14 protein-coding genes and 1 pseudogene are annotated in these 18,876 nt (G+C 73.1%); 5 read left to right on the top strand and 10 right to left on the bottom strand.

Annotated features, from left to right (window positions below):
* Nucleotides 1–183: 183 nt before the first annotated feature.
* Nucleotides 184–1,653 carry an APC family permease gene (locus AB0G84_RS20955; protein WP_361322609.1) on the bottom strand — a complete coding sequence of 490 codons (1,470 nt, stop codon included), beginning with the start codon at nt 1,651–1,653 and terminating at the stop codon, nt 184–186.
* Between the two features lie 316 nt (nt 1,654–1,969).
* Nucleotides 1,970–4,054: a SpoIIE family protein phosphatase gene (locus tag AB0G84_RS20950; protein ID WP_361322606.1), complete on the bottom strand. Its 2,085-nt coding sequence runs from the start codon at nt 4,052–4,054 to the stop codon at nt 1,970–1,972.
* 438 nt (nt 4,055–4,492) lie between these two features.
* Here AB0G84_RS20950 and AB0G84_RS20945 point away from each other — a divergent pair, with 438 nt between their 5' ends.
* A complete protein-coding gene (locus tag AB0G84_RS20945) occupies nt 4,493–6,040 on the top strand; it encodes an AMP-binding protein (protein ID WP_361322603.1) in 1,548 nt (515 codons plus the stop codon).
* A gap of 54 nt (nt 6,041–6,094) precedes the next feature.
* Here AB0G84_RS20945 and AB0G84_RS20940 read toward each other — a convergent pair whose 3' ends face one another.
* The 3 genes from AB0G84_RS20940 to ligD form a co-directional block, all read right to left on the bottom strand.
* Nucleotides 6,095–6,397 (bottom strand): hypothetical protein, encoded by a 303-nt coding sequence (locus AB0G84_RS20940; RefSeq protein ID WP_361322600.1) that lies wholly within the window; start codon nt 6,395–6,397, stop codon nt 6,095–6,097.
* A 154-nt stretch (nt 6,398–6,551) separates the two neighbouring features.
* Entirely contained in the window at nt 6,552–7,775 is a 1,224-nt protein-coding gene (locus AB0G84_RS20935; protein WP_361322597.1) for a SpoIIE family protein phosphatase, read from the bottom strand.
* Between the two features lie 286 nt (nt 7,776–8,061).
* The gene (gene ligD, locus AB0G84_RS20930) at nt 8,062–9,075 is read right to left on the bottom strand and encodes a non-homologous end-joining DNA ligase (protein WP_361322594.1); all 1,014 of its coding nucleotides are present in this window, start codon (nt 9,073–9,075) and stop codon (nt 8,062–8,064) included.
* 103 nt (nt 9,076–9,178) lie between these two features.
* On the opposite strand from ligD, the gene AB0G84_RS20925 reads away from it, so the two are divergent.
* Nucleotides 9,179–10,240 (top strand): ATP-dependent DNA ligase, encoded by a 1,062-nt coding sequence (locus tag AB0G84_RS20925; RefSeq protein ID WP_361322591.1) that lies wholly within the window; start codon nt 9,179–9,181, stop codon nt 10,238–10,240.
* An 11-nt stretch (nt 10,241–10,251) separates the two neighbouring features.
* Here the strand turns inward: AB0G84_RS20925 and AB0G84_RS20920 are convergent, their stop codons facing one another.
* The 4 genes and pseudogenes from AB0G84_RS20920 to AB0G84_RS20905 all read right to left on the bottom strand — a co-directional run bounded on the left by AB0G84_RS20920 (nt 10,252) and on the right by AB0G84_RS20905 (nt 14,898).
* Entirely contained in the window at nt 10,252–11,238 is a 987-nt protein-coding gene (locus AB0G84_RS20920; RefSeq protein ID WP_361323140.1) for an MASE1 domain-containing protein, read from the bottom strand.
* Nucleotide 11,239: 1 nt separating this feature from the next.
* Nucleotides 11,240–12,134: pseudogene (locus AB0G84_RS20915) on the bottom strand (PP2C family protein-serine/threonine phosphatase).
* A 307-nt stretch (nt 12,135–12,441) separates the two neighbouring features.
* Nucleotides 12,442–14,013 carry an APC family permease gene (locus AB0G84_RS20910; protein ID WP_361323138.1) on the bottom strand — a complete coding sequence of 524 codons (1,572 nt, stop codon included), beginning with the start codon at nt 14,011–14,013 and terminating at the stop codon, nt 12,442–12,444.
* A 156-nt stretch (nt 14,014–14,169) separates the two neighbouring features.
* A complete protein-coding gene (locus AB0G84_RS20905; RefSeq protein WP_361322589.1) occupies nt 14,170–14,898 on the bottom strand; it encodes a helix-turn-helix domain-containing protein in 729 nt (242 codons plus the stop codon).
* 115 nt (nt 14,899–15,013) lie between these two features.
* On the opposite strand from AB0G84_RS20905, the gene AB0G84_RS20900 reads away from it, so the two are divergent.
* The gene (locus tag AB0G84_RS20900) at nt 15,014–16,423 is read left to right on the top strand and encodes an MFS transporter (RefSeq protein WP_361322586.1); all 1,410 of its coding nucleotides are present in this window, start codon (nt 15,014–15,016) and stop codon (nt 16,421–16,423) included.
* Between the two features lie 144 nt (nt 16,424–16,567).
* The gene (locus AB0G84_RS20895; protein ID WP_361322584.1) at nt 16,568–16,822 is read left to right on the top strand and encodes a hypothetical protein; all 255 of its coding nucleotides are present in this window, start codon (nt 16,568–16,570) and stop codon (nt 16,820–16,822) included.
* A 28-nt stretch (nt 16,823–16,850) separates the two neighbouring features.
* Here the strand turns inward: AB0G84_RS20895 and AB0G84_RS20890 are convergent, their stop codons facing one another.
* Complete coding sequence (locus AB0G84_RS20890) at nt 16,851–17,207, bottom strand: acyl-CoA carboxylase subunit epsilon (protein ID WP_361322581.1); 357 nt, start codon at nt 17,205–17,207, stop codon at nt 16,851–16,853.
* A gap of 304 nt (nt 17,208–17,511) precedes the next feature.
* On the opposite strand from AB0G84_RS20890, the gene AB0G84_RS20885 reads away from it, so the two are divergent.
* The gene (locus AB0G84_RS20885) at nt 17,512–18,768 is read left to right on the top strand and encodes a Dyp-type peroxidase (protein ID WP_361322578.1); all 1,257 of its coding nucleotides are present in this window, start codon (nt 17,512–17,514) and stop codon (nt 18,766–18,768) included.
* The last annotated feature ends 108 nt before the right edge of the window (nt 18,769–18,876 follow it).

Raw genomic sequence — 18,876 nt, 5'->3', positions numbered from 1 at the left:
CCGCGCTCACCCGCCCCGCGGGGCCTCCCCGCCCGCCGGGCGCAGCCGCCCGTGTCCCCGCGCGGTACGTCCGCTGCACAGCCTGAAGCCCGCCCGGAGAACGTGCCCGGGCGGGCTTCAGGCTGTGCGGCGGACGCCGGGCCCCGGGCGGCTGCGCCCGGGGCCCGTCCGCGGAGGTGCGCGCTACGCCGGCGCGGAGGCCGCCTCGGGCTGCTCGACGGGGGCCTGCTCGTCCTCGGGGACCGAGATCACCCAGTGGGTGTCCTGCCGCGGGCGGAGGTAGACCGCCCAGTACAGCGCGGCGGCGACGACGATCCCCCCGGTGATCACCAGGCTCTGGACGCTCTGCTGGTAGAGCACCCAAGCCAGCACCACGATCAGCAGCGCCGGGACCGCCGGCCACAGCGGCATCCGCCAGGCCAGCTTGTGCTTGTGCTCGCCCCGGCGGGAGACCAGCGCGCCCAGGGCGACGAAGGCGTACATCGCGGCGACGGCGACGCCGGTGACCTCGCTGAGGGTGTCGAGGTTGACGAAGCACAGCGCCGCGCCGGGGACACCGACTGCGAGGGTGGCCGCCCACGGGGAGCCGAAGCGCCGTCCGACGTGCGAGAAGACGCGGTTGACCGCGGTCGGCCAGGCGGCGTCACGGGCCGAGGAGAAGACCACCCGGGAGTTCTGGATCACCATCACGATCGCCGCGTTGATGATCGCCAGGGCGATGCACAGGCTCACGAAGGTGCCCACGCCGGAGTTGCTCCACTGCTGCACCATGCCGGCGATGTCGCCGGCGCCGAGGGTCTTCAGGTCGGGCGCGCCGAGGGTGATCGCCACCACCGGGATCAGCACGACCGCGGCACCAATGGCGAGGGTCCACAGCACCGTGCGGGACACATTGCGGCGGGGGTTGTCCATCTCCTCGGCGAGGTACACCGCGGTGGAGAATCCCTGCAGGATGAAGAGCGCGGTGGCCAGTCCGGTGACGATCAGCCCGGCGGTGACGGCCGTGGTGTGCCCATGCCCGGCGTCGACGACGGGGTGGATCAGCACGGACGCCGAGCGCTGGGTGTGACTGAAGCCGAGGAAGGCGACGACGGCGCAGGCCACCACCTCCAGGACGAGGAAGATGCCGGTGATCCAGGCGTTGGCCCGCAGGTCGAGCAGGCCCATGGCGGTGGCCAGCAGCATCACCGCGGCGGCGGTGTACTGCGGGTCGAGATGGATGACCGGCGCCAGATAGTCGGCGGTGCCCAGGGCGATGATGGGCGGCACGATCATGACGACGATCAGCGAGAGGATGAAGACCAGCCAGCCAGCGAGGCGGCCCATCAAGGTGCCGACCATGGCGTACTCGCCGCCGGAGCTCGGGATCAGCGTGCCGAGCTCGGAGTAGGTGAAGGCCACCCCGATGCACAGCAGGCCCGCGATGGCGATGGTGAGCGCGGTGCCGGTGCCCAGGCCGGCGAACGAGTCCGGCACGATCACAAAGAGCGAGGACGCCGGGGTCAGGCAGGAGAGCGTGAGCAGGGTTCCGCCGACCACACCGATCGACCGGGTGAGCTGGGGAGCCTTGGCGGCATCCCCCTCCGCCGCACTACTACGGGTGTCCCGCTCAGGAGCTGCGGTGGCAACAGACGTGGAAGGCATATCGGTCATCCGTGTCCCATCGGTGCGGGCGGCAGGAGGGGCGCTTCCGGGGAAGTGCGTCATCAGCGGTACGGCCCGGTGAACTGCGGGCGCCGCTTCGGTGACCGAATACAACCCCCGCCATCGAACGGCGTCAAGACCTTGTCGACAGCGTGAGACAACGAAATCCGCAGCCATCATGGCTCCATGGCGGGCATATCCACGACTTCCGTGCGCCGACTAAGCGGATTTCGCGGCAGTCGAGGCGGGTGCGGAATCCGCCCCGGTGCGCCGGGAGATCCGGTGCCTCCCCGGGCCGAAGCGGACCGTGTGGAGGCGTGCCCGGTCACTCCTCGTGCGCGTGGACCCGGGCGATCAGCAGGGCGACGTCGTCGTGGTCGTGCTCGTCGCGCAGGGTGGCGAGCAGGCGGTCGCACAACCCCTCCAGGTCCCGCTCGGGCTCGACGAGCAGGGCGAGCAGGGTCTCCAGGCGAGTGTCGATGGCCTGTTCACGCGTCTCGATCAGCCCGTCCGTGTAGAGCACCAGCTGGTCGCCCTCGCGCAGCGGAACGGTGGTCTGCTCGAAGGGGACACCGCCGACGCCGAGCGGAGCGCCGGTCGGTAGGTCGAGCAGCTCCGGCGGCCGGTCGGGGCGGACGACGATCGGCGGCAGGTGCCCGGCGACGGCGATCCGGCACAGGCTGCGGTGCGGGTCGTAGACCGCGTACAGGCAGGTGGCGAAGGCCGGGTCGAGGCCGCCCGCGATGTGGTCGAGGTGGCGGAGCACCTCGGCGGGGTCGAGATCGAGGTCGGCCAGCGCACGGGTGGTGGTGCGCAGCTGGCCCATGGTGGCGGCGGCATTGATGCCGCTGCCCATCACATCGCCGACCACCAGCGCGGTCTTGTCGCCGGCGACGGAGATGGCGTCGAACCAGTCGCCGCCGACCTCGCTGGCCGCCTGAGCGGGCTGGTAGCGGTAGGCGATCTCCATGGCCTTGGGCTGCGGCGGCCGGTGGTTCATCAGGTGGCGCTGGAGGGTGAGCGCGGTGCGGCGCTCGCTCTGGTACGAGCGGGCGTTGTCGATGCAGACCGCCGCCCGTGCGGCCAGTTCGACGGCGAGCACCGCATCGTCCTCGTCGAACGGCACGGGGTTGCGCACGCGGTACAGCGAGAGCGCCCCGAGCACCTCCCCGCGGGCGATCAGCGGCACCGCCAGATAGGAGTGCAGCCCGGCCCGCCCCAGGAGGGCGGCGCCCTGCGGGTCCGCGGCGATGTGCGACCGGTCGGCGTCGCTCACCTGGGAGACCAGGACCGGGCGTGCCTCGGTCACACAGCGGGTGATCAGCCGGTCAGCCTCGTAGGAGGCGATCTGCCCGGTGGGGTCGGCGGCACGTATCGCCTCGGTGGTGTAGGCCGTGGACACCGCGAGCGCACGGAATCGGGCGCGGCCGCCGCGGGACAGGGCTCCGGGGCGCCCGCCCTGCAGGATGCTGTCGAGGACGTCGACCGCGGCCATATCGGCCAGTTCGGGCACGATCACATCGGCCAGCTCATGGGCGGTCTGGTCCACGTCGAGGGTGGTGCCGACGCTCGCGGAGGCATCGGCGATGAGGGCCAGCCGGCGGCGGGCGCGGGCCGCCTCGGTGGCCGCCCGGTGCTGCTCGGTGACGTCCACGACGGAGGTGGCCAGGCCCAGCACTCGGCCACTGGGGTCCTCCAGCCGGTAGTACGACACCGACCACGCCCGTTCGGCGTGCGGGTCGGCGGCGGTGCGGCCGACGGTGAACTGGTCGAGCAGCGGCCGGCCGCTCTCCAGGACCTCCTGCATACGGGCGACGATGGTGTCGGTGTCCAGGAAGGACAGCGCCTCTTGGACGTGGCGGCCGATGTGCTGGTCGGCGGGTAGGTCGTTGATCCGCTCCAGCGCCGGGTTGACCATCACGTAGCGCAGCTTGCTGTCCAGGACGGCCAGTCCGATCGGCGACTGGGCCACCAGCCGGACGGACAGCGCCAGGTCCCGTTCGACCCGCCGCAGCACGGCCTGGTCGGTGGCGATGCCAAGGGCGTAGGACTCACCGCGCTCGTCCAGCAGACGCATGTTGCGGAATTCCACGAGCCGGGTGGTGCCGTCCTTGTGGCGGACCGGGAAGACCCCCGCCCAGCTCTCGCCGCCGGACATGACCTGCGAGAACAGCCGCAGCACCAGATCGACGTGATCGGGCCCGACCAGCAGCTGCGCGGCGGGCTTGCCGAGTGCCTCCGCCGCGCTCCAGCCGAACAGCTCCTCGGCCTGCGGGCTCCACAGGGCGATCCGGCCGTCCGCGTCCAGCATCACGGCGGCCACGCCGAGCACGTCGAGCAGGCCGCCGGGCTGCCCCGGTGCGGCCCCGACCGGGGCGGCGCCCTCGGGGAACGCGTCGGTCGCACCCATCCAGGCACTCCTTCCGCCGGTCACCCCTGACCGACAGCCGTGGCGCTCTCCGTACATCGGCTGATTCTCGCCGTAACCCGTGTTGTCCTCCATCATCTCCCGACACGGGACGGCCCTGCAGGGAGAGCGGTAGCCGCAGGGCGTGGGCGCTCCGTGCGCGAGGGAGCATTATCCGCCGCCGTTCGCTCACCGGCGACCTGGTTGGCGATATTCGGGGCGATGAATCCGGCCGCCTCGCGGGACGGGGCACCGACCGCGGCACGCCTGCCACCAGGGCCGCAGCCGGGGCGGCCGGGGCGCAACCCCCGCACTCCGCCCTCCGACTTGGGGATGTTGATCTCCAGCGGTTACCCTTGGTTTGTTGCCTCTAGCAACTAAATTCAGTGCACCCCGGCGGCGATGACCACGTCCGCCGGCGTCAGGAGGAAGCCCGCCATCATGTCCCTCACCGACCGGACGTTTCGCACCTACGTGGAGGAGAATCTCGATGCACTTAGTGCTGACCCGGACCGCGAGGCCCTGGTCCACCAAGGACGCCGGGTCACGGCAGGAGAATTCCGCGCCCTGGTCCACCGCATGGCGCGGGCACTGCGTGCCCGGGGCGTCGCCCGCACGGACACCGTCACCCTGCTGAGCGGCAACCTCCCCGAGGCCCTCGCCGCCCGGTACGCCGCCAACCTGATCGGCGCCCGGGTCAACCACCTCTACAACAAGCTGTCCGCCGACTCACAGGCCCGGATCGTCCGCGATGTGGAGACCCGCGCCCTGATCGTCGACCCCCGGTACGTCGAACGGGCCGCCGAGGTCGTCGAGTTGGCGCCGGTGCCGGACGTCCTCGTACTCGGCTCGGCGAAGGTGGGCACGGACCTGCTGGAGCTGGCGGCCGGCCAGTCCGACGCGCCGTTCGCGGGCCTGGCCCGGCCCGATGACGTCTGCACCATCCGCCACACCGGCGGCACCACAGGCCACCCCAAGGGCATCTGCACCACCTTCGAGCAGACGCGCTGGTTCCACGGAGTCCTGCCGGAGCAGCCGGAGTTCGAGCGCCGCCAGCTGGTGTGCACCACGCTGGCGCACGCCGCGGGGCTGATGGCCGACAGGACGCTCCAGTCGGGGGGCACGGTCGTCCTGCTCGACGACTTCGACCCGCCGACCGTGCTCGCCGCCATCGCCCGCGAGCGCATCACCGAGATGTTCCTGCTGCCGCCGCTGCTCTACCAGCTGATGGACCATCCGGACGCAGAGCACACCGACACCTCCAGCCTCCGGATGCTGACCTACGGCGGCTGCCAGGCCTCCCCGGCGCGGATCGCCGATGCGGTACGGGCGTTCGGGCCGGTGCTGCTGCAGGGCTACGGGCAGAACGAGGCCGGCGGCATCAGTGTCCTCACCCAGGAGGACCACGACCTCGACCGCCCCGACCGGCTGCGCTCGGCGGGCAAGGTGCTGTCCGACGTCGAGGTGGCGATCCGGGACGAGGCGGGTCGCGATCTGCCGCCGGGCGAGCACGGTGAGGTCTGTGTCCGCTCCGCCATGATCATGCAGGGCTACTGGAAGCAGCCGGAGCTCACCGCGGAGGTGCTGCGGGACGGCTGGCTGCACACCGGGGACGTCGGATTCCTCGACGACGAGGGCTACTTGACCATCGTCGACCGGATCAAGGACATGATCGTCGTGGTCGGCGGCCACGTGTACACCACCGAGCTGGAGGACCTGCTGAACTCGCACCCGCAGGTACTGCAGAGCGCGGTCTTCGGTGTCCGTGACGCTGACCGGATGGAGCAGGTGCACGCCGCGGTGGTCCGGGTGCCGGACGCCACCGTCGACGCGGACCAGCTGCGGGCGATGGTGCGCGCTGAGCGGGGGGCGATGTACGAGCCGGCCTGCATCACCTTCGTCGACGCGCTGCCGCTGACCGACGCCGGGAAGCCGGACAAGAAGGAGCTGCGCAAGCAGGCCGAACGGCGAGCCGGCGCAGCGGGCTGAGCGCGACGGGCCGCCGCAGCAGGCGCTGCGGCGGCCCGCCTGTGCTGCTGCCGGTCAGAACGGACCGAACAGGCCACCGAAGCCGCCGAAGCCACCGAACCCCCCGAAGGGGCCGAAGCCGAAGCCGCGACCGAAGCCACGGCCGAAGCCGTCAAAGCGGTCGAAGCGGTCGAAGCGGTCGAAGCGGTGGTGGTGGCAGCCACCGTGGCGGTGGTGGCCCCGCCCGTGACGGTCGTAGCTGGCCGACTGCTGCGTGGACGGCTTCTCAGTGGCGGCCGAAGCCACACCGGCGAGCGGGACGATGGTGGCGGCGGCGAGCGCCGCGGTGACCACGGAACGGCCTATGAACTTGCGCATTGCGTTCTCCTGTTTGGCAGGAAATCTGACATTGCGATGAATACCGCGCGGCATCGCAAACCTCGCAGGCACGACGAAGAGCCACTCCAACGGCCCCATGAATTACTCCAGTCGCGGTATCCGTCGGGCACGGCAGGTCGCCCGGGCGGACCGCTCAGAGGCGGATGACGACCAGCGCGGTGTCGTCGGTGGCCCCGCCCGGCGGCAGCAGTTCGGCCAGCAGCCGATCCGCCAGCGCCTCGGCGTCGGCCTCCCGGTGCCGGGCTAGGGAGCCGGCCAGCCGCGCCAGCCCCACATCGATGTCCTCGCCGCGGCGTTCGATCAGCCCGTCGGTGTACAGCACCAGCACCGCTCCCTCGGTGAAGGAGACCTGCGCCTCGGGACGCTCGACGTGATCGGGCCGCGCCCCCAGCGGCGGATCGGTCGCCGCGTCCAGCAGCTCGACCGTGCCGTCCGGGTGCGCCAGCGCCGGCGGCGGATGCCCGGCGCTGCTGTAGGTGAGGGTGTGGGCCCGCCAGTCGATGAGGGCCTGCACCGCGGTGGTGGATTCGGCGCCCGCCACCGACCGCGCATAGATGCCGAGCACCTCCAGCGCCTGGGCCGGTCCCCGGGCGACCCGGGCGGCCGCGCTCAGGGCGCTGCGCAGCTGGCCCATGACACAGGCGGCGTCCAGCCCGTGGCCGACGACGTCGCCGACGGCCACCGCCATCCGGTCACCGGGCAGTTCGGACAGGTCGTACCAGTCCCCACAGACGTTGAGCGCGCTGATCGCGGGCTGGTAGCGCACCGCCGCCCGGTGCCCCGCCACCGGGCGGGGCCTGGGCAGCATCGCCGCCTGGAGGGCCACCGCCACCTGCCGCTCCCGGGCATGGGAGGCCCGGAGCCAGTCGTTGACCTCCTGGAGCTCCTGGGCCCGGGTGTAGAGCTCGGCTTCCATCCGTTCCCGGTCGCGGGGCATCCGGACACCGGCGCGCACGATCTCGGTGACCTCCTCGACCCGGTGCACGACCAGCAGCACCCGTCCCTCGGCGTCGAGAACGGGTGTGTTGACCGGGCTCCAGTACCGTTCCTCGAACACCCCCGGCCGGCCCGGCGCCTCGACGTCGTACCGCTGCAGCGCCATGGCGTCGCGCCTGCCGGTGGCCACCACCCGCTCCAGGGACGCCAGGAGGTTGCGCATCCCGCCCGCCTCGGCGACCGCCGGGTTCTCGGGGAAGACGTCGAAGAGGTAGCGGCCCACCATCCGGTGCCGCTCCCGCCCCGTCCGGTCCAGCAGCGCCTGGTTGACGTCGAGGATCACGAACTCGGGGCTGAGCAGCAGCACTCCGCCCGGCAGTGCCTGGAAGACCGCCGCGTAGTCGATCGCCGGCCGGCTCACGCTCCCGCCCGGTCAGCCCGCCGTGCCGGTGCGGGCCCGCTCCTCGCCTCCGGTACGTTCCTGTCCTTCGCCACGTGCGGCATCATCCCGTCCCGGCGGCGGCTCCGCATGCCGGGACGGCGGCCGGCCGCTCCCGCCGGCGGACGAACGGCGAGGCCGGCACGGTCTGGGTGGCGCCCGGGTCGGCAGGGCCGTTCGAGTCCGCAGGGCCGTGGGGGCCGCAGGGCTGTGGGGGCCGCGGGGCCGTTCGGGGCGGTGTGGCCGGGCTCCGACGGTGCCGGCGGGCTCAGTGCTTGCGGGCCCGGCTCGGCTGGACCCGGGCCGGCTCGCCCGGCATCTTCGGATGGTCCGGCGGGTAGGGCAGGTCGCCCAGCCCCTCCTCCTTCGTGTGCCGGTCCGCGAGCTCCAGCACGGACTCCAGACCGAAGGCCTGGTCCGCCATGTCGGCGTGCACATCGCCGAGTTCGGCGAAGCGCGGCGGCACGGTCCGCAGGTCGAAGTCCTCCGGCTCGGCGTCGGACAGCTCCTCCCAGCGCAGCGGGGTGGAGACCGTAGCGCGGGGGCGGGCACGCAGCGAGTAGGCCGAGGCGATGGTCCGGTCCCGGGCCATCTGGTTGTAGTCGACGAAGACCTTCGCGCCGCGCTCCTCCTTCCACCACGCCGAGGTCACCAGCTCCGGCATCCGCCGCTCCATCGCCCGGGCCAGGGTGATCGCGGCCCGTCTGACCTCGGTGAACGTCCACTGCGGCCGGATCGGCACATAGATGTGCACGCCCCGGCCGCCGGAGGTCTTCGGCCAGCCGCGCAGCCCGTGCTCGTCCAGCAGCGCCCGCAGCTCGTGGGCGACCCTTACGGCGTCCGCGAAGCCGGTGCCAGGCTGCGGGTCGAGGTCGATGCGCAGCTCGTCGGGGTGGTCGGTGTCCCCACGGCGGACCGGCCACGGGTGGAAGGTCAGGCAGCCCAGGTTGGCGGCCCAGAGCACCGCGGCCGGCTCGGTGGGGCACATCTCGTCGGCGAACCGTCCGCTGGGGAAGGCGATACGGGCGGTGGGCAGCCAGTCCGGCAGCCCCTTGGGCGCCCGCTTCTGGTAGAAGAACTCGCCCTCGACGCCGTCCGGGAAGCGCTGCATGGTGGTGGGCCGGTCACACAGCCCGCGCAGCACCCCGTCGGCGACGGCGAGGTAGTACTGCGCCACGTCCAGCTTGGTGAAGCCCCGCTCCGGGTAGTACGTCTTGCCCGGGTTCGACACGCGCACCGTGCGCCCCGCGACGTCCAGCTCCACCGCTTCGCCTCCGGCCATGACTCCACGCTAGGGTCCGGGCGGCGCCGCCGCGCGCCGGGAAGACCCCGCTGCAGCGCCGCCCGGCGCGCGGGAAGGGCCGCCGGGCCTCAGGATCGGGACCATGGACCTGCCTGTGATGCCCCCGGTCTCCCCCATGCTCGCGAAGCTGGTGACGAAGATCCCCGCCGGCATGCAGTACGAGGCCAAGTGGGACGGGTTCCGGGTCATCGTCTTCCGCGACGGCGCGGACGTCGAGATCGCCAGCCGTACCACCAAGCCCCTCACCCGGTACTTCCCCGAGGTGGTCGCGGCGGCCCGGGAGCAGTTGCCGCCGCGCTGTGTGGTCGACGGCGAGATCGTCATCGCCCATGACGGGCGGCTGCACTTCGAGGAGCTGCTGGAGCGCATCCATCCGGCCGACTCCCGGGTCCGTACGCTCGCCGGGCGGACCCCGGCCTCCCTGGTGGCCTTCGACCTGCTGGCCCTGGACACCGCCTCGCTGCTGGACACCCCACAGGCGGCGCGCCGGGAGGCACTCGTCGAGGCGCTGCGGCCGGCCCGGCCGCCGGTGTACACGGCCCCCGCGACGACGGACCAGGAGCTGGCGCGCAGCTGGTTCGACCGGTTCGAGGGGGCCGGGCTGGACGGGGTGGTCGCCAAGCCGCTGGATCTGCCGTACCGGCCCGGCGACCGCGCCATGTTCAAGATCAAGCACGCCCGGACCGCCGACTGCGTCGTCGCGGGCTACCGGCTGCACAAGAGCGGGCCGGTGGTCGGCTCCCTGCTGCTGGGGCTGCACGACGAGGCGGGCCAGCTGCAGCACGTCGGGGTGTGTGCCTCGTTCCCCATGGCCAAGCGGCAGCGGCTGGTGGAGGAGCTGGCGCCGCTGCGGATGGATGAGACCGCCGAGCACCCCTGGGGGGCGTGGACGGACGAGGCGGCGCACGCCGCGCGGCGGATGCCGGGCGGGCCGAGCCGGTGGAGCGGCGGCAAGGACCTGTCGTGGGTGCCGCTGCGCCCGGAGCGGGTGTGCGAGGTGGGCTACGACCACATGGAGGGCAGCCGCTTCCGGCACACCGCACAGTTCCGCCGCTGGCGGCCCGACCGTACGCCGGAGAGCTGTACGTATGCCCAGCTGGAGGAGCCGGTGGGGTACGACCTGGGGGAGCTGCTCCGGGACTGAGCCGGCCGGGGTCAGGGCCGTTCGTCGTCCGGTCGCCAGCGGCGCCGGGTCTCTCCCGGCGCGAGGCGGTCGACCACCTCGGCCAGTTCACGGCAGGCCTGCTCGATCTTGCGCCGGACGGCGTTCTGTTCGGTGACGATCGCCGACAGCAGCAGCGCGGTGAGCGCCGCGGACGCGTTGAGCGCCTGCAGATTGACCATCGCCTCCAGCAGGCTCTGGCCCGTGAAGGGCCCGGCGCGGTGGATCGCGGACGAGATCGCCAGGACCGACACGATCAGCACGCAGGGCGCCGCGCCCACCAGTTGGAAGCGCAGCGCCGCCCACACGATCAGTGGGAAGACCAGGAACAGCAGGGAGAGCTCGCTACGGACCGCGATCAAGGAGACCAGGGCCGCGGCGGCCGCCAGTACGGCCGCCTCGGCCCAGCGGACCCCGGGGACCCCGGGCGGCCACCGGACCGTGCGCAGGGCGAGCACGAGCGGGGTGACGACGAGGATGCCCATCGCGTCCCCCGCCCACCACGCCGCCCAGGTCGGCCAGAAGTCACCGGGCGGCAGCTGGCCGGAAAGTACCTGGGTGCCGCTGCCCAGCGTCGCGCTGATCAGCATGCCGGCGAAGGCCCCGAGGGCGACCAGGGCCACCCCGTCGCGCAGCCGGTCCAGCTCGACGCGGAAGCCGGCCCTGCGGAGCATCAGGCAGGCGCACACCGGGGCGAGGGTGTTGCCGGCGACGACGCCGATGCCGGCCAGGTCGGGCCGGGTGAGGGTGGCGATGACCAGGACGGTGCCGAGGGCGATCCCGGGCCAGGTCCACAGGCCGAGGAGGAGCAGGCAGCTCAGCGCGATGCCGGTGGGTGGCCATAACGGGCTGACCACGGCACCGGCGATCACAACCTGCTCCAGCAGACCGATCCGGGCGGAGGCGTAGTAGACGCCGGCGAGCAGGAGGATCGTCAGGGCGGCCGGTGCGGGACGACGGAGTTCCTCGGGGCGCACCACGTCAGTCATCAGACAACGCCGGCGGCCGGGCGTCGTCCGCGACACGCGCGCCCGGTCCGCGCTTCACCCGGCGCCTCCCGTCGTCGCCGTCGAAGCGCAGCACGATCACCGCGGCGTCGTCGGTGTGCCCGGTGAACTCCGCCACGCTCATCGCCGCCGCGGCCACCGTCTCGGGCTCTCCCCCGGCGTTGGCGCTGACCAGCCGGGCCACCTGGTTCAGGCCCGCCTCGATGGGGAACGACGGCCCCTCCACGACCCCGTCGGTGAGCAGGACGAAGGCGCCTGCCGTGCGCAGCCGCCGGTGGGCGACGGGGTAGGTCTCCCCGGGCAGGATGCCCAGTGGCAGTCCCCCGGGGTCGGCGGTGAGTCCGCTGCGGCCGTCGGTGGTGGCCCAGATGGCGGGCACATGCCCGGCCCGGGCGCTGGATATCTCCCAGGCCACTGGGTCGAAGCGGACGAAGGTGCAGGTCGCGAAGAGTCCGCAGTCCACCGAGAGCAGCAGGTCGTTGGCGCGGCTGAGCACCTCGCCGGGGTCGGCGGCGTGGGTGGCGATGGCGCAGCGCGAGGCGGATCTGCCCCATGAAGGCCGCCGCCTCCACGTCGTGGCCCTGGACGTCGCCGATGCAGAAGGCGAGCGACCCGTCGGCCAGCGGGAAGCCGTCGTACCAGTCGCCCCCGATGTCGAGGCCGTGCCGGGCGGGTGTGTAGGTGGCGGCGGTGCGCAGCCCGGGGAGCCCCGGCAGCCGCGTCGGCAGCATCTCCCGTTGCAGCGCTTCGGCGAGTTCCACCCGGGCCCGCTGGTTCTCGGCGCCCTCCCGGGCCTGGGCGGTCAGCCTGCCGAGCGTGGTCAGCAGGTCGTCGGCGCTCGCCGACCGCGGGGGACGACGCCGAAGCATGGATCGCTCCAAGGTGCATCGGTGCATGGGCCACTGCGGGAGCGCGCTCCCCACGGCGATCCGCGTTGGCTTGCTGACCTGGCCTCATGGGGCTCGTGAAGGGGAGCCCGCCTTTCGGCACTCATCATATTTCTGCGCTGTGACTTCCGCTTGACGGAGGGGAAGCGGGCAGCGGTCACACGCACGGCCCCGGCCAGCGGCAGCGGCTCCTGGTCAGGCCCGCACGGGCCGCCGTCGGTACCCGGCCGGCGGCGGGAGCACGGCGAGCCGCCGTGCTCCCTGAGTCCCGTCCGACCGGGTGCCGGCCTCACCCGGCAGCCGGGCGGCCCACCACCAGGTGACGGACGCCGGAGCGGACCGCCCAGAAGAAGACCCCCAGCGCGAGGACGCCCACGGTGATCGTGTCGTACGGGGCGGGCAGCCGACCGGAGCCCTCGAAGGTGCCGAGCCAGGAGAGCAGGGTCAGCGCGACGAGGTAGACCACCAGCCAGGCGCCGGTGCGCAGTTCGGCGCCCAGCGGGCGGCGCGGGCCGGCGCCGTCGCTCTCCACGGCTGCGGTGCCACCGCGGGCGCCGGGGCGGTGCATGACCAGGAAGATCAGTACACCGACGAGCACCAGGGGCAGGGCCAGGCGCAGGTCCTGCCAGCCCGACCAGTACACGAACTCGCTGGCCACCACGAAGCTGAGCGGGGCGATCCAGCGCAGCCCGGGCACCCAGCCCGCGGTGTGCCCGCCCGGTTCGGCGCGGAAGACCGCGACCGCGACCGCGGAGGCGGCGTAGATCAGCAGGTACATGTCGCCCATCACGCTGACGATGTCCTGCCACCCGCCGAACGGCAGCAGGAAGACCACGATGACCAGCAGGTTGATCACCAGCGCCCGGCGCGGGATGCCGTAGCGCTCGTTGACCTTCATGAAGTACCGGGGGATGGTGCCGTTCTTGGCGAGTGCATAGGTGTGCCGCGCGTCGATCGCCACCCCGACGTAGGCGGAGCCGCCGGGCGAGATCACCGCGTCCGCGTAGAGCAGGCTGGAGAGCCAGTGCAGGTTGAGGATCAGCGCGAGCTGGCCGAACGGTGAGTCGAAGGAGACCCCCTGCCAGCCGTGCCCGAGGAGGTTCTCGGGGACGCTGAACAGGTACGCCACCTGCAGGGCGAGGTACATGACCAGGGCCAGGGCGATGCCGGTGAGCACCGCGCCCGGGATGGTCCGGCGGGGGTTGCGGGTCTCGCCGGAGAAGTCCAGTGGGGCCTGGAAGCCGTTGACGGAGTAGACGATGCCGCCGCCGGCCAGCGCGGTCAGGCAGGCCACATAGCCGTACGGGGCGAAGCCGCCGTGGTCGGTGAGCCGGCCGGAGTGCCAGCCGGAGGCGATCAGCGCGATCACGGTGATCACCGGCACGGCGATCTTGAACACCGAGATCAGGTTGTTGAGCTTGGCGAACATCCGCACCGCGTACCAGTTCAGCACCGTGAGCAGCACGCTGAGCCCGGTGGCCAGGGCCAGCCCGGAGAGGGTGAGGGTGTGGCCGTTGTAGATGCCGGGGAGGTAGTGCGCGGCGTACTGCATGATCGCGCTGATCTCGGCCGCGGTGCCGCCCACCGACAGCAGCGTCGACCAGCCCACCAGGGTGCCCACCAGACGCCCGCTGGCGAACAGCGGCCAGCGGACCGTGCCGCCGCCCTCCGGCCGGGAGGCTCCCAGCTCGATCAGGACCAGGGCGATCAGCCCGCACAGCAGACCCGCGCCGATCCAGGACAGCAGCGCCGCCGGGCCGGCGGTCTGGGCCGCGTACATGGCAGCGAACAGCCATCCGGAGCCCACGATGTTGGAGAAACCGATGCCGGTCAGCCCCCAGAACCCCAGGTCCCGGCGCAGACGCCGCTCCTGCACCTGCACTTCCGGGGCGCCACCGCCCCCGGCCCCCGCTGCTTCCTGACGTGCTCCCACGAAAACGGACTCCTTGCTCGCTGTTCCGGCTCGCCGGACCCTACTCGACGATCACGGGACAGCGGGCAACCGTCCACAGCGCGGTCAAAAGAGCTGGTCGGCGCGGACACCGAAGGTCGTGGCCAGTCCCTCCCGGCCGGCGTCGGTGAGCCGGACGACCCGGCGGTAGCGGCCGTGGCGGAGCCATTCCAGGGCGAACATCCGGGCGGTGAGCACGGCACCCAGGCCACCGGCGAGGTGGTGACGGCGCTCGGCCCAGTCGACGCAGTAACGGATGCTGGCGCGGCGGCGGGGCAGCCGGTCGGGGTCGACGCCGAAGGCGCTCAGCTGCCGGCGGCCGTCCGGGGTCAGGACGTAGGCGACCGCGGTGTCGCCGGCGGCCGCCGCGGTCGGTTCGGCCGCCAGGACGCCGTTGTCCGTCAGGGCGTCCATCACCGCGACGCCCAGCCGTCCGGCCAGGTGGTCGTAGCAGAGCCGGGCCCGCAGCAGCGCCCTGGCGCGGGTGTCCTCGTTCAGCGACCGGACCGGCAGCGGGCGGGCGATCAGGGCGAGCTGTTCCAGGGCGCGGGCGACGTCCGTGGTGGCCAGCCGGTAGTAGCGGTGCCGGCCGTCGTGCTCGACGGTGAGCAGCCGGGCGTCGAGCAGCTTGGCGAGGTGGCCGCTGATGGTGGAGTTGCTGACGCCGGCCTCGGCGGCGAGCGCGCTGGCCGGGAGCGCGCCGCCACCGGCGAGGGCCAGCAGGACCTTGGCGCGCGAGGGGTCGCCGATGGCCGCCGCGACATGGGCCACATCGGTCTCGGTCCGGGCATCCATGTCCCGACCGTACGCCGCCCATGCTTCGGCAACAGGCGAAACGTGGTGGTGCCCGGCGCCGCACGGCGGGGACGTTTCGGCGGATGCCGCAACGATCCGGCCGGACACTGACCGCATGAACTCGCTGCCCGCCCTCAGCACCGCCACCGCCACCGCCAGGCGGCCTGCCCCGGCCCGGCCGTCCCCGCTGCCACTGGTCGCCGTGTGCCTGGGGTACTTCATGGTCATCCTGGACGTCACGGTCGTCACGGTGGCGCTGCCGGTCATCGGCGACCGGCTGGGGGCGGGGGTGACCGCGCTCCAGTGGGTGGTGGACGGCTACACCCTGGTGTTCGCGGGGCTGCTGCTGTTCTGCGGCGGGCTCGGCGACCGGCTGGGCGCCAGGACGGTGTTCCTGGCCGGGCTGGCCGTGTTCACCTTCGCCTCCGCCGGGTGCGCACTGGCCCCCACCGTGTCGGTCCTGGTCCTGGCGCGCCTGGTGCAGGGGCTCGGGGCGGCGCTGATGGTGCCGTCCTCGCTGGCGCTGCTGCGGTCCTCCTGCCCGGACGCGCGGGCCCGCGCCCGGGCGTTCGGGGTCTGGGGCACCGTCGCCGGCCTCGCCGCGGGGGCCGGGCCCGTACTCGGCGGCGTCCTGGTGGCCGGGCTCGGCTGGCGGTCGGTGTTCTTCCTGAACCTGCCGGCCGGTCTGGCCGCACTGCTGCTGACCGTACGGCACGTACCGCGGCCCGCCGCCGGGCGGACCCGCGCCGGACTGGACCTTCCGGCGCAGCTCGCGGCGGCCGGCTCCCTCGGGGGCCTGGCCGCCGGCTGCATCGAGGCCGGGGCGCTGGGCTGGACGCACCCGGTGGTACTGGGCGCCCTCGCGGGCAGCGCTGCGGGGCTCGCCGGGTTCGTGGTGCTGGAGCGCCGCTCGGCCGCGCCGATGCTGCCGCTCGGGCTGTTCCGGGCGCCGGCCTTCTCCGCCTCCGCGGCGATCGGCGTGCTGCTCAACGCCGGTTTCTACGGGCTGCTGTTCCTCGCCCCGCTGTACTTCCAGCGTCTGCACCACTACAGCCCGCTGCGCACCGGCCTGGCCCTGCTGCCCGCCGTCGGGCTGGTGGCCGCGGGCTCCGCGCTGGCCGGCCGGCTGACGGCCCGTACGGGACCGCGGCTGCCCATGGTGGTGGGCCTGGCCGTGGGCGCCGCCGGGCTGTGCGGCTGGCTGGTGGCCGGGCCGGGCACGCCGTACCTCGCGCTGGTGGCACCGATGGCGGGCGCGGGCTTCGGCACCGCGCTGACCATGCCGGCGGCCACCGCGGCGGTGATGGAGGCCGCGCCCGGGGAGCGCAGCGGGGCCGCCGCCGCGGTGTTCAACGCGGCCCGGCAGACCGGCAGCGCGGTCGGTGTGGCGCTGTTCGGCACGCTGGCCGCCGGCGACCTCGTCCCGGGCCTGCACACCGCGGTGCTGCTCGGCGGCGGGGGTTTCCTCACCGCCGCCGCCCTGGCCGCCCGTTGCCTCCCCGGACGGGCCGGGCCGCGGTCCTGACAGCGGCTCGGGTGGGTGATCTGCCCTGCCGCCGCGCGCAGGAGCATTCCGGGTGGGTAGGGGACGGCACGGAAGCCGGCCCACCGCGCCGTGCACCTATGGCGGTCCGCCGGGGCGGAACAACGAGGCGAGGAGCGCAGCGAGATGACACTGCCGTGGCGGGAGGACGAGGGGCGGCGGCGCCGCTCCCCGCGCCCCGGGCCGGACGGGACTCAGGGCAGGCCGCAGGGGCCGACCGAGCCGCTGACGCCGATGGGGCGGATCGAGCCGTACGGAAGGAGGGGGAGCGCGCTGCGCGATGGGCGCCCGGCGCCCTGGCAGCAGAAGGTGATTCTCGGCTGTGCGCTCGGCGCGGGCGTGGTGGCGGCGGCGTCGGTGCTGCTGGCGCTGTTCGGCTGACCGCCCGTCGGATCCCCTGTCGGCGCCGTCAGCTGCAGGTCCAGCAGCCCGACCAGCAGGCCGAGCGGCCGGCGCGGTGGCCCTGGGGGTGGCGCCGGTCGGCCGGGCGCGCCTCGGGCCGGTCGCCGTCGACGTAGGGGTATCCGCCCGCGAGCCGGGCCCGCAGTACGACGGTGAGCGCGGCGAGTTCCTCGGGTTCGGCATGGCCCTTCTCGATCCGCAGCGAGAACGGGAGCGGCTCGTCGGCGGGTGCGCTCTCCTCGGCGGGGAGGTCCGCGTCGGTCGGGGCGGACCTGGCGCCCGCGGCCGTCTCCTCGGTCGTCGCGGCCTCCTCGATGCCGGTGCGCCGGCTTGCGGCTCTGCTCTCGTCGGTGAAGGCGTTCATCGGTAACGGTCCAGGGGCTCGTGGGTGGTGCGGGGCACATGCCGAGCCGCCCCGGCGGGTGCGCCGCCCGGGTTCGGGGCCGTGTGAGTGCAGGTCACAGGGGTGACGCTAGGAGCGCTCCGGGGCGCTGTCGCGCGCAGGGCGGCCCGGCTGCGCCATTCGGGCGGCCGGCCGGGGCCCGATGCGTGATATCCGGCTCCGAGACCGTGTTGCTCCCCGTCGCCCGCACCGCGGCCAGCAACCATCCCGGATACGTAGGGGCAGGCACACGGGTGCCGGTTGACACAGTCAGGAGGGCGGGACGATGAGACGTGATCAGGCCGGTGCCGGAGGTGCGCTGGTACGGGACGACGGTCGCCGGGATTTCCTCCGGTGTGCGGCGGGCTTCGCCGGAGTGGCGGCCACCACGGGGCTGAGCGGGGAGGCCGCCGCCGCGGACCGCCCGGCGGACGGGGTGCGCCGGCACGAGGGCCGGCTGCCGGACAAGGTGCCGTTCCACGGCCACCACCAGGCCGGCGTGGTGACGCCCCAGCAGCTCTTCGCGGGATTCGCCGGCTTCGATGTGCTGGCCGACGACCGCGACGGCCTGGTGGACCTGCTCCAGGCGCTCACCCACCGGGCTCGGGTGCTCACGGGTGGGGTCAAGCCGAAGGACGAGCAGGTCGCCGCCGAGCGGCCGACGCCCGACTCGCTCACCATCACGCTCGGCGTCGGGGCCTCGCTCTTCGACGACCGCTTCGGGCTCTCCGGGCACAAGCCCCGGCACCTGAAGGCGATGCCGGCGTTCCCCGACGACCGGCTGGAGCCGTCGCGCTGCCACGGGGACCTCTCGCTGCAGGTCTGCGCCGAGCACCCGGACGCCATCGTCCACGTGCTGCGTGACCTGGGGCGGGAGACGGACGGGCTACTGCGGCCCCGCTGGCGCACGGATGCCTTCCTCAATCCGTCCCGGCCCTCCGGTGCCCGACGCAACTTCCTCGGCTTCAAGGACGGCATCGTCAATCCCGACACCGCGTCGGGCCGGGAGATGGACCGGCTGATGTGGGTGACGCCGCCGTGCGGTGAGCCGGACTGGGCACTGGGCGGCTGCTATCAGGTGCTGCGGCTGATCCGCTTCCACGTCGAGAAGTGGGACAAGGTACCGCTGGCGCGCCAGGAGAGGATCTTCGGGCGGCACAAGGCCAGCGGCGCGCCGCTGGGCGGCCGGAAGGAGGCGGACGCGCCGGACTACCACGACGACCCGCACGGCGAGCGGATCGCGCTGGACTCCCACATCCGGCTGGCCAATCCGCGCACCGAGAAGACCGACAGGTCCCGCTTCATGCGCCGGAGTTACAACTACAACGAGGGCTACGACCACAACGGGCGGATGAACCTCGGGCTGGTCTTCGCCGGCTACCAGCAGAACCCGGAGCGGCAGTTCGCGACCGTCCAGCGCCGCCTCGAACACGAGCCGCTCGCCCGCTTCATCACCCCGTTCGGCGGCGGCTACTTCTTCGTCCTGCCCGGTGTGCGGGACAAGGACGACTGGTTCGGATCGCGGCTGCTGAGAAAGGCCTGAGCGGGGCGGGCCCAACGGCGAAGGCTGCACGGATCTCCGTGCGCGTACGGACGTCACCGGGGTTGATCGTTTCCACGCTAGCGGTCATGGGCTGACCCTAAAACACAC

Origin of the sequence: Streptomyces sp. NPDC020742 (assembly GCF_040641675.1) — a bacterium.
In the GTDB taxonomy this organism is placed as follows: domain Bacteria; phylum Actinomycetota; class Actinomycetes; order Streptomycetales; family Streptomycetaceae; genus Streptomyces.
Note: the sequence above shows the minus strand (reverse complement) of the source record. Positions and strands in the feature narration are given on the sequence as shown.

What these genes read in the sequence shown, in the direction of transcription:
- AB0G84_RS20890 (WP_361322581.1), bottom strand. Translation starts at nt 17,207, where the DNA reads ATGAACGCCTTCACCGACGAGAGCAGAGCCGCAAGCCGGCGCACCGGC.
- AB0G84_RS20885 (WP_361322578.1), top strand. Translation starts at nt 17,512, where the DNA reads ATGAGACGTGATCAGGCCGGTGCCGGAGGTGCGCTGGTACGGGACGAC.
- AB0G84_RS20905 (WP_361322589.1), bottom strand. Translation starts at nt 14,898, where the DNA reads ATGGATGCCCGGACCGAGACCGATGTGGCCCATGTCGCGGCGGCCATC.
- AB0G84_RS20945 (WP_361322603.1), top strand. Translation starts at nt 4,493, where the DNA reads ATGTCCCTCACCGACCGGACGTTTCGCACCTACGTGGAGGAGAATCTC.
- AB0G84_RS20950 (WP_361322606.1), bottom strand. Translation starts at nt 4,054, where the DNA reads ATGGGTGCGACCGACGCGTTCCCCGAGGGCGCCGCCCCGGTCGGGGCC.
- AB0G84_RS20940 (WP_361322600.1), bottom strand. Translation starts at nt 6,397, where the DNA reads ATGCGCAAGTTCATAGGCCGTTCCGTGGTCACCGCGGCGCTCGCCGCC.
- AB0G84_RS20900 (WP_361322586.1), top strand. Translation starts at nt 15,014, where the DNA reads ATGAACTCGCTGCCCGCCCTCAGCACCGCCACCGCCACCGCCAGGCGG.
- AB0G84_RS20925 (WP_361322591.1), top strand. Translation starts at nt 9,179, where the DNA reads ATGGACCTGCCTGTGATGCCCCCGGTCTCCCCCATGCTCGCGAAGCTG.
- AB0G84_RS20955 (WP_361322609.1), bottom strand. Translation starts at nt 1,653, where the DNA reads ATGACCGATATGCCTTCCACGTCTGTTGCCACCGCAGCTCCTGAGCGG.
- ligD (WP_361322594.1), bottom strand. Translation starts at nt 9,075, where the DNA reads ATGGCCGGAGGCGAAGCGGTGGAGCTGGACGTCGCGGGGCGCACGGTG.
- AB0G84_RS20895 (WP_361322584.1), top strand. Translation starts at nt 16,568, where the DNA reads ATGACACTGCCGTGGCGGGAGGACGAGGGGCGGCGGCGCCGCTCCCCG.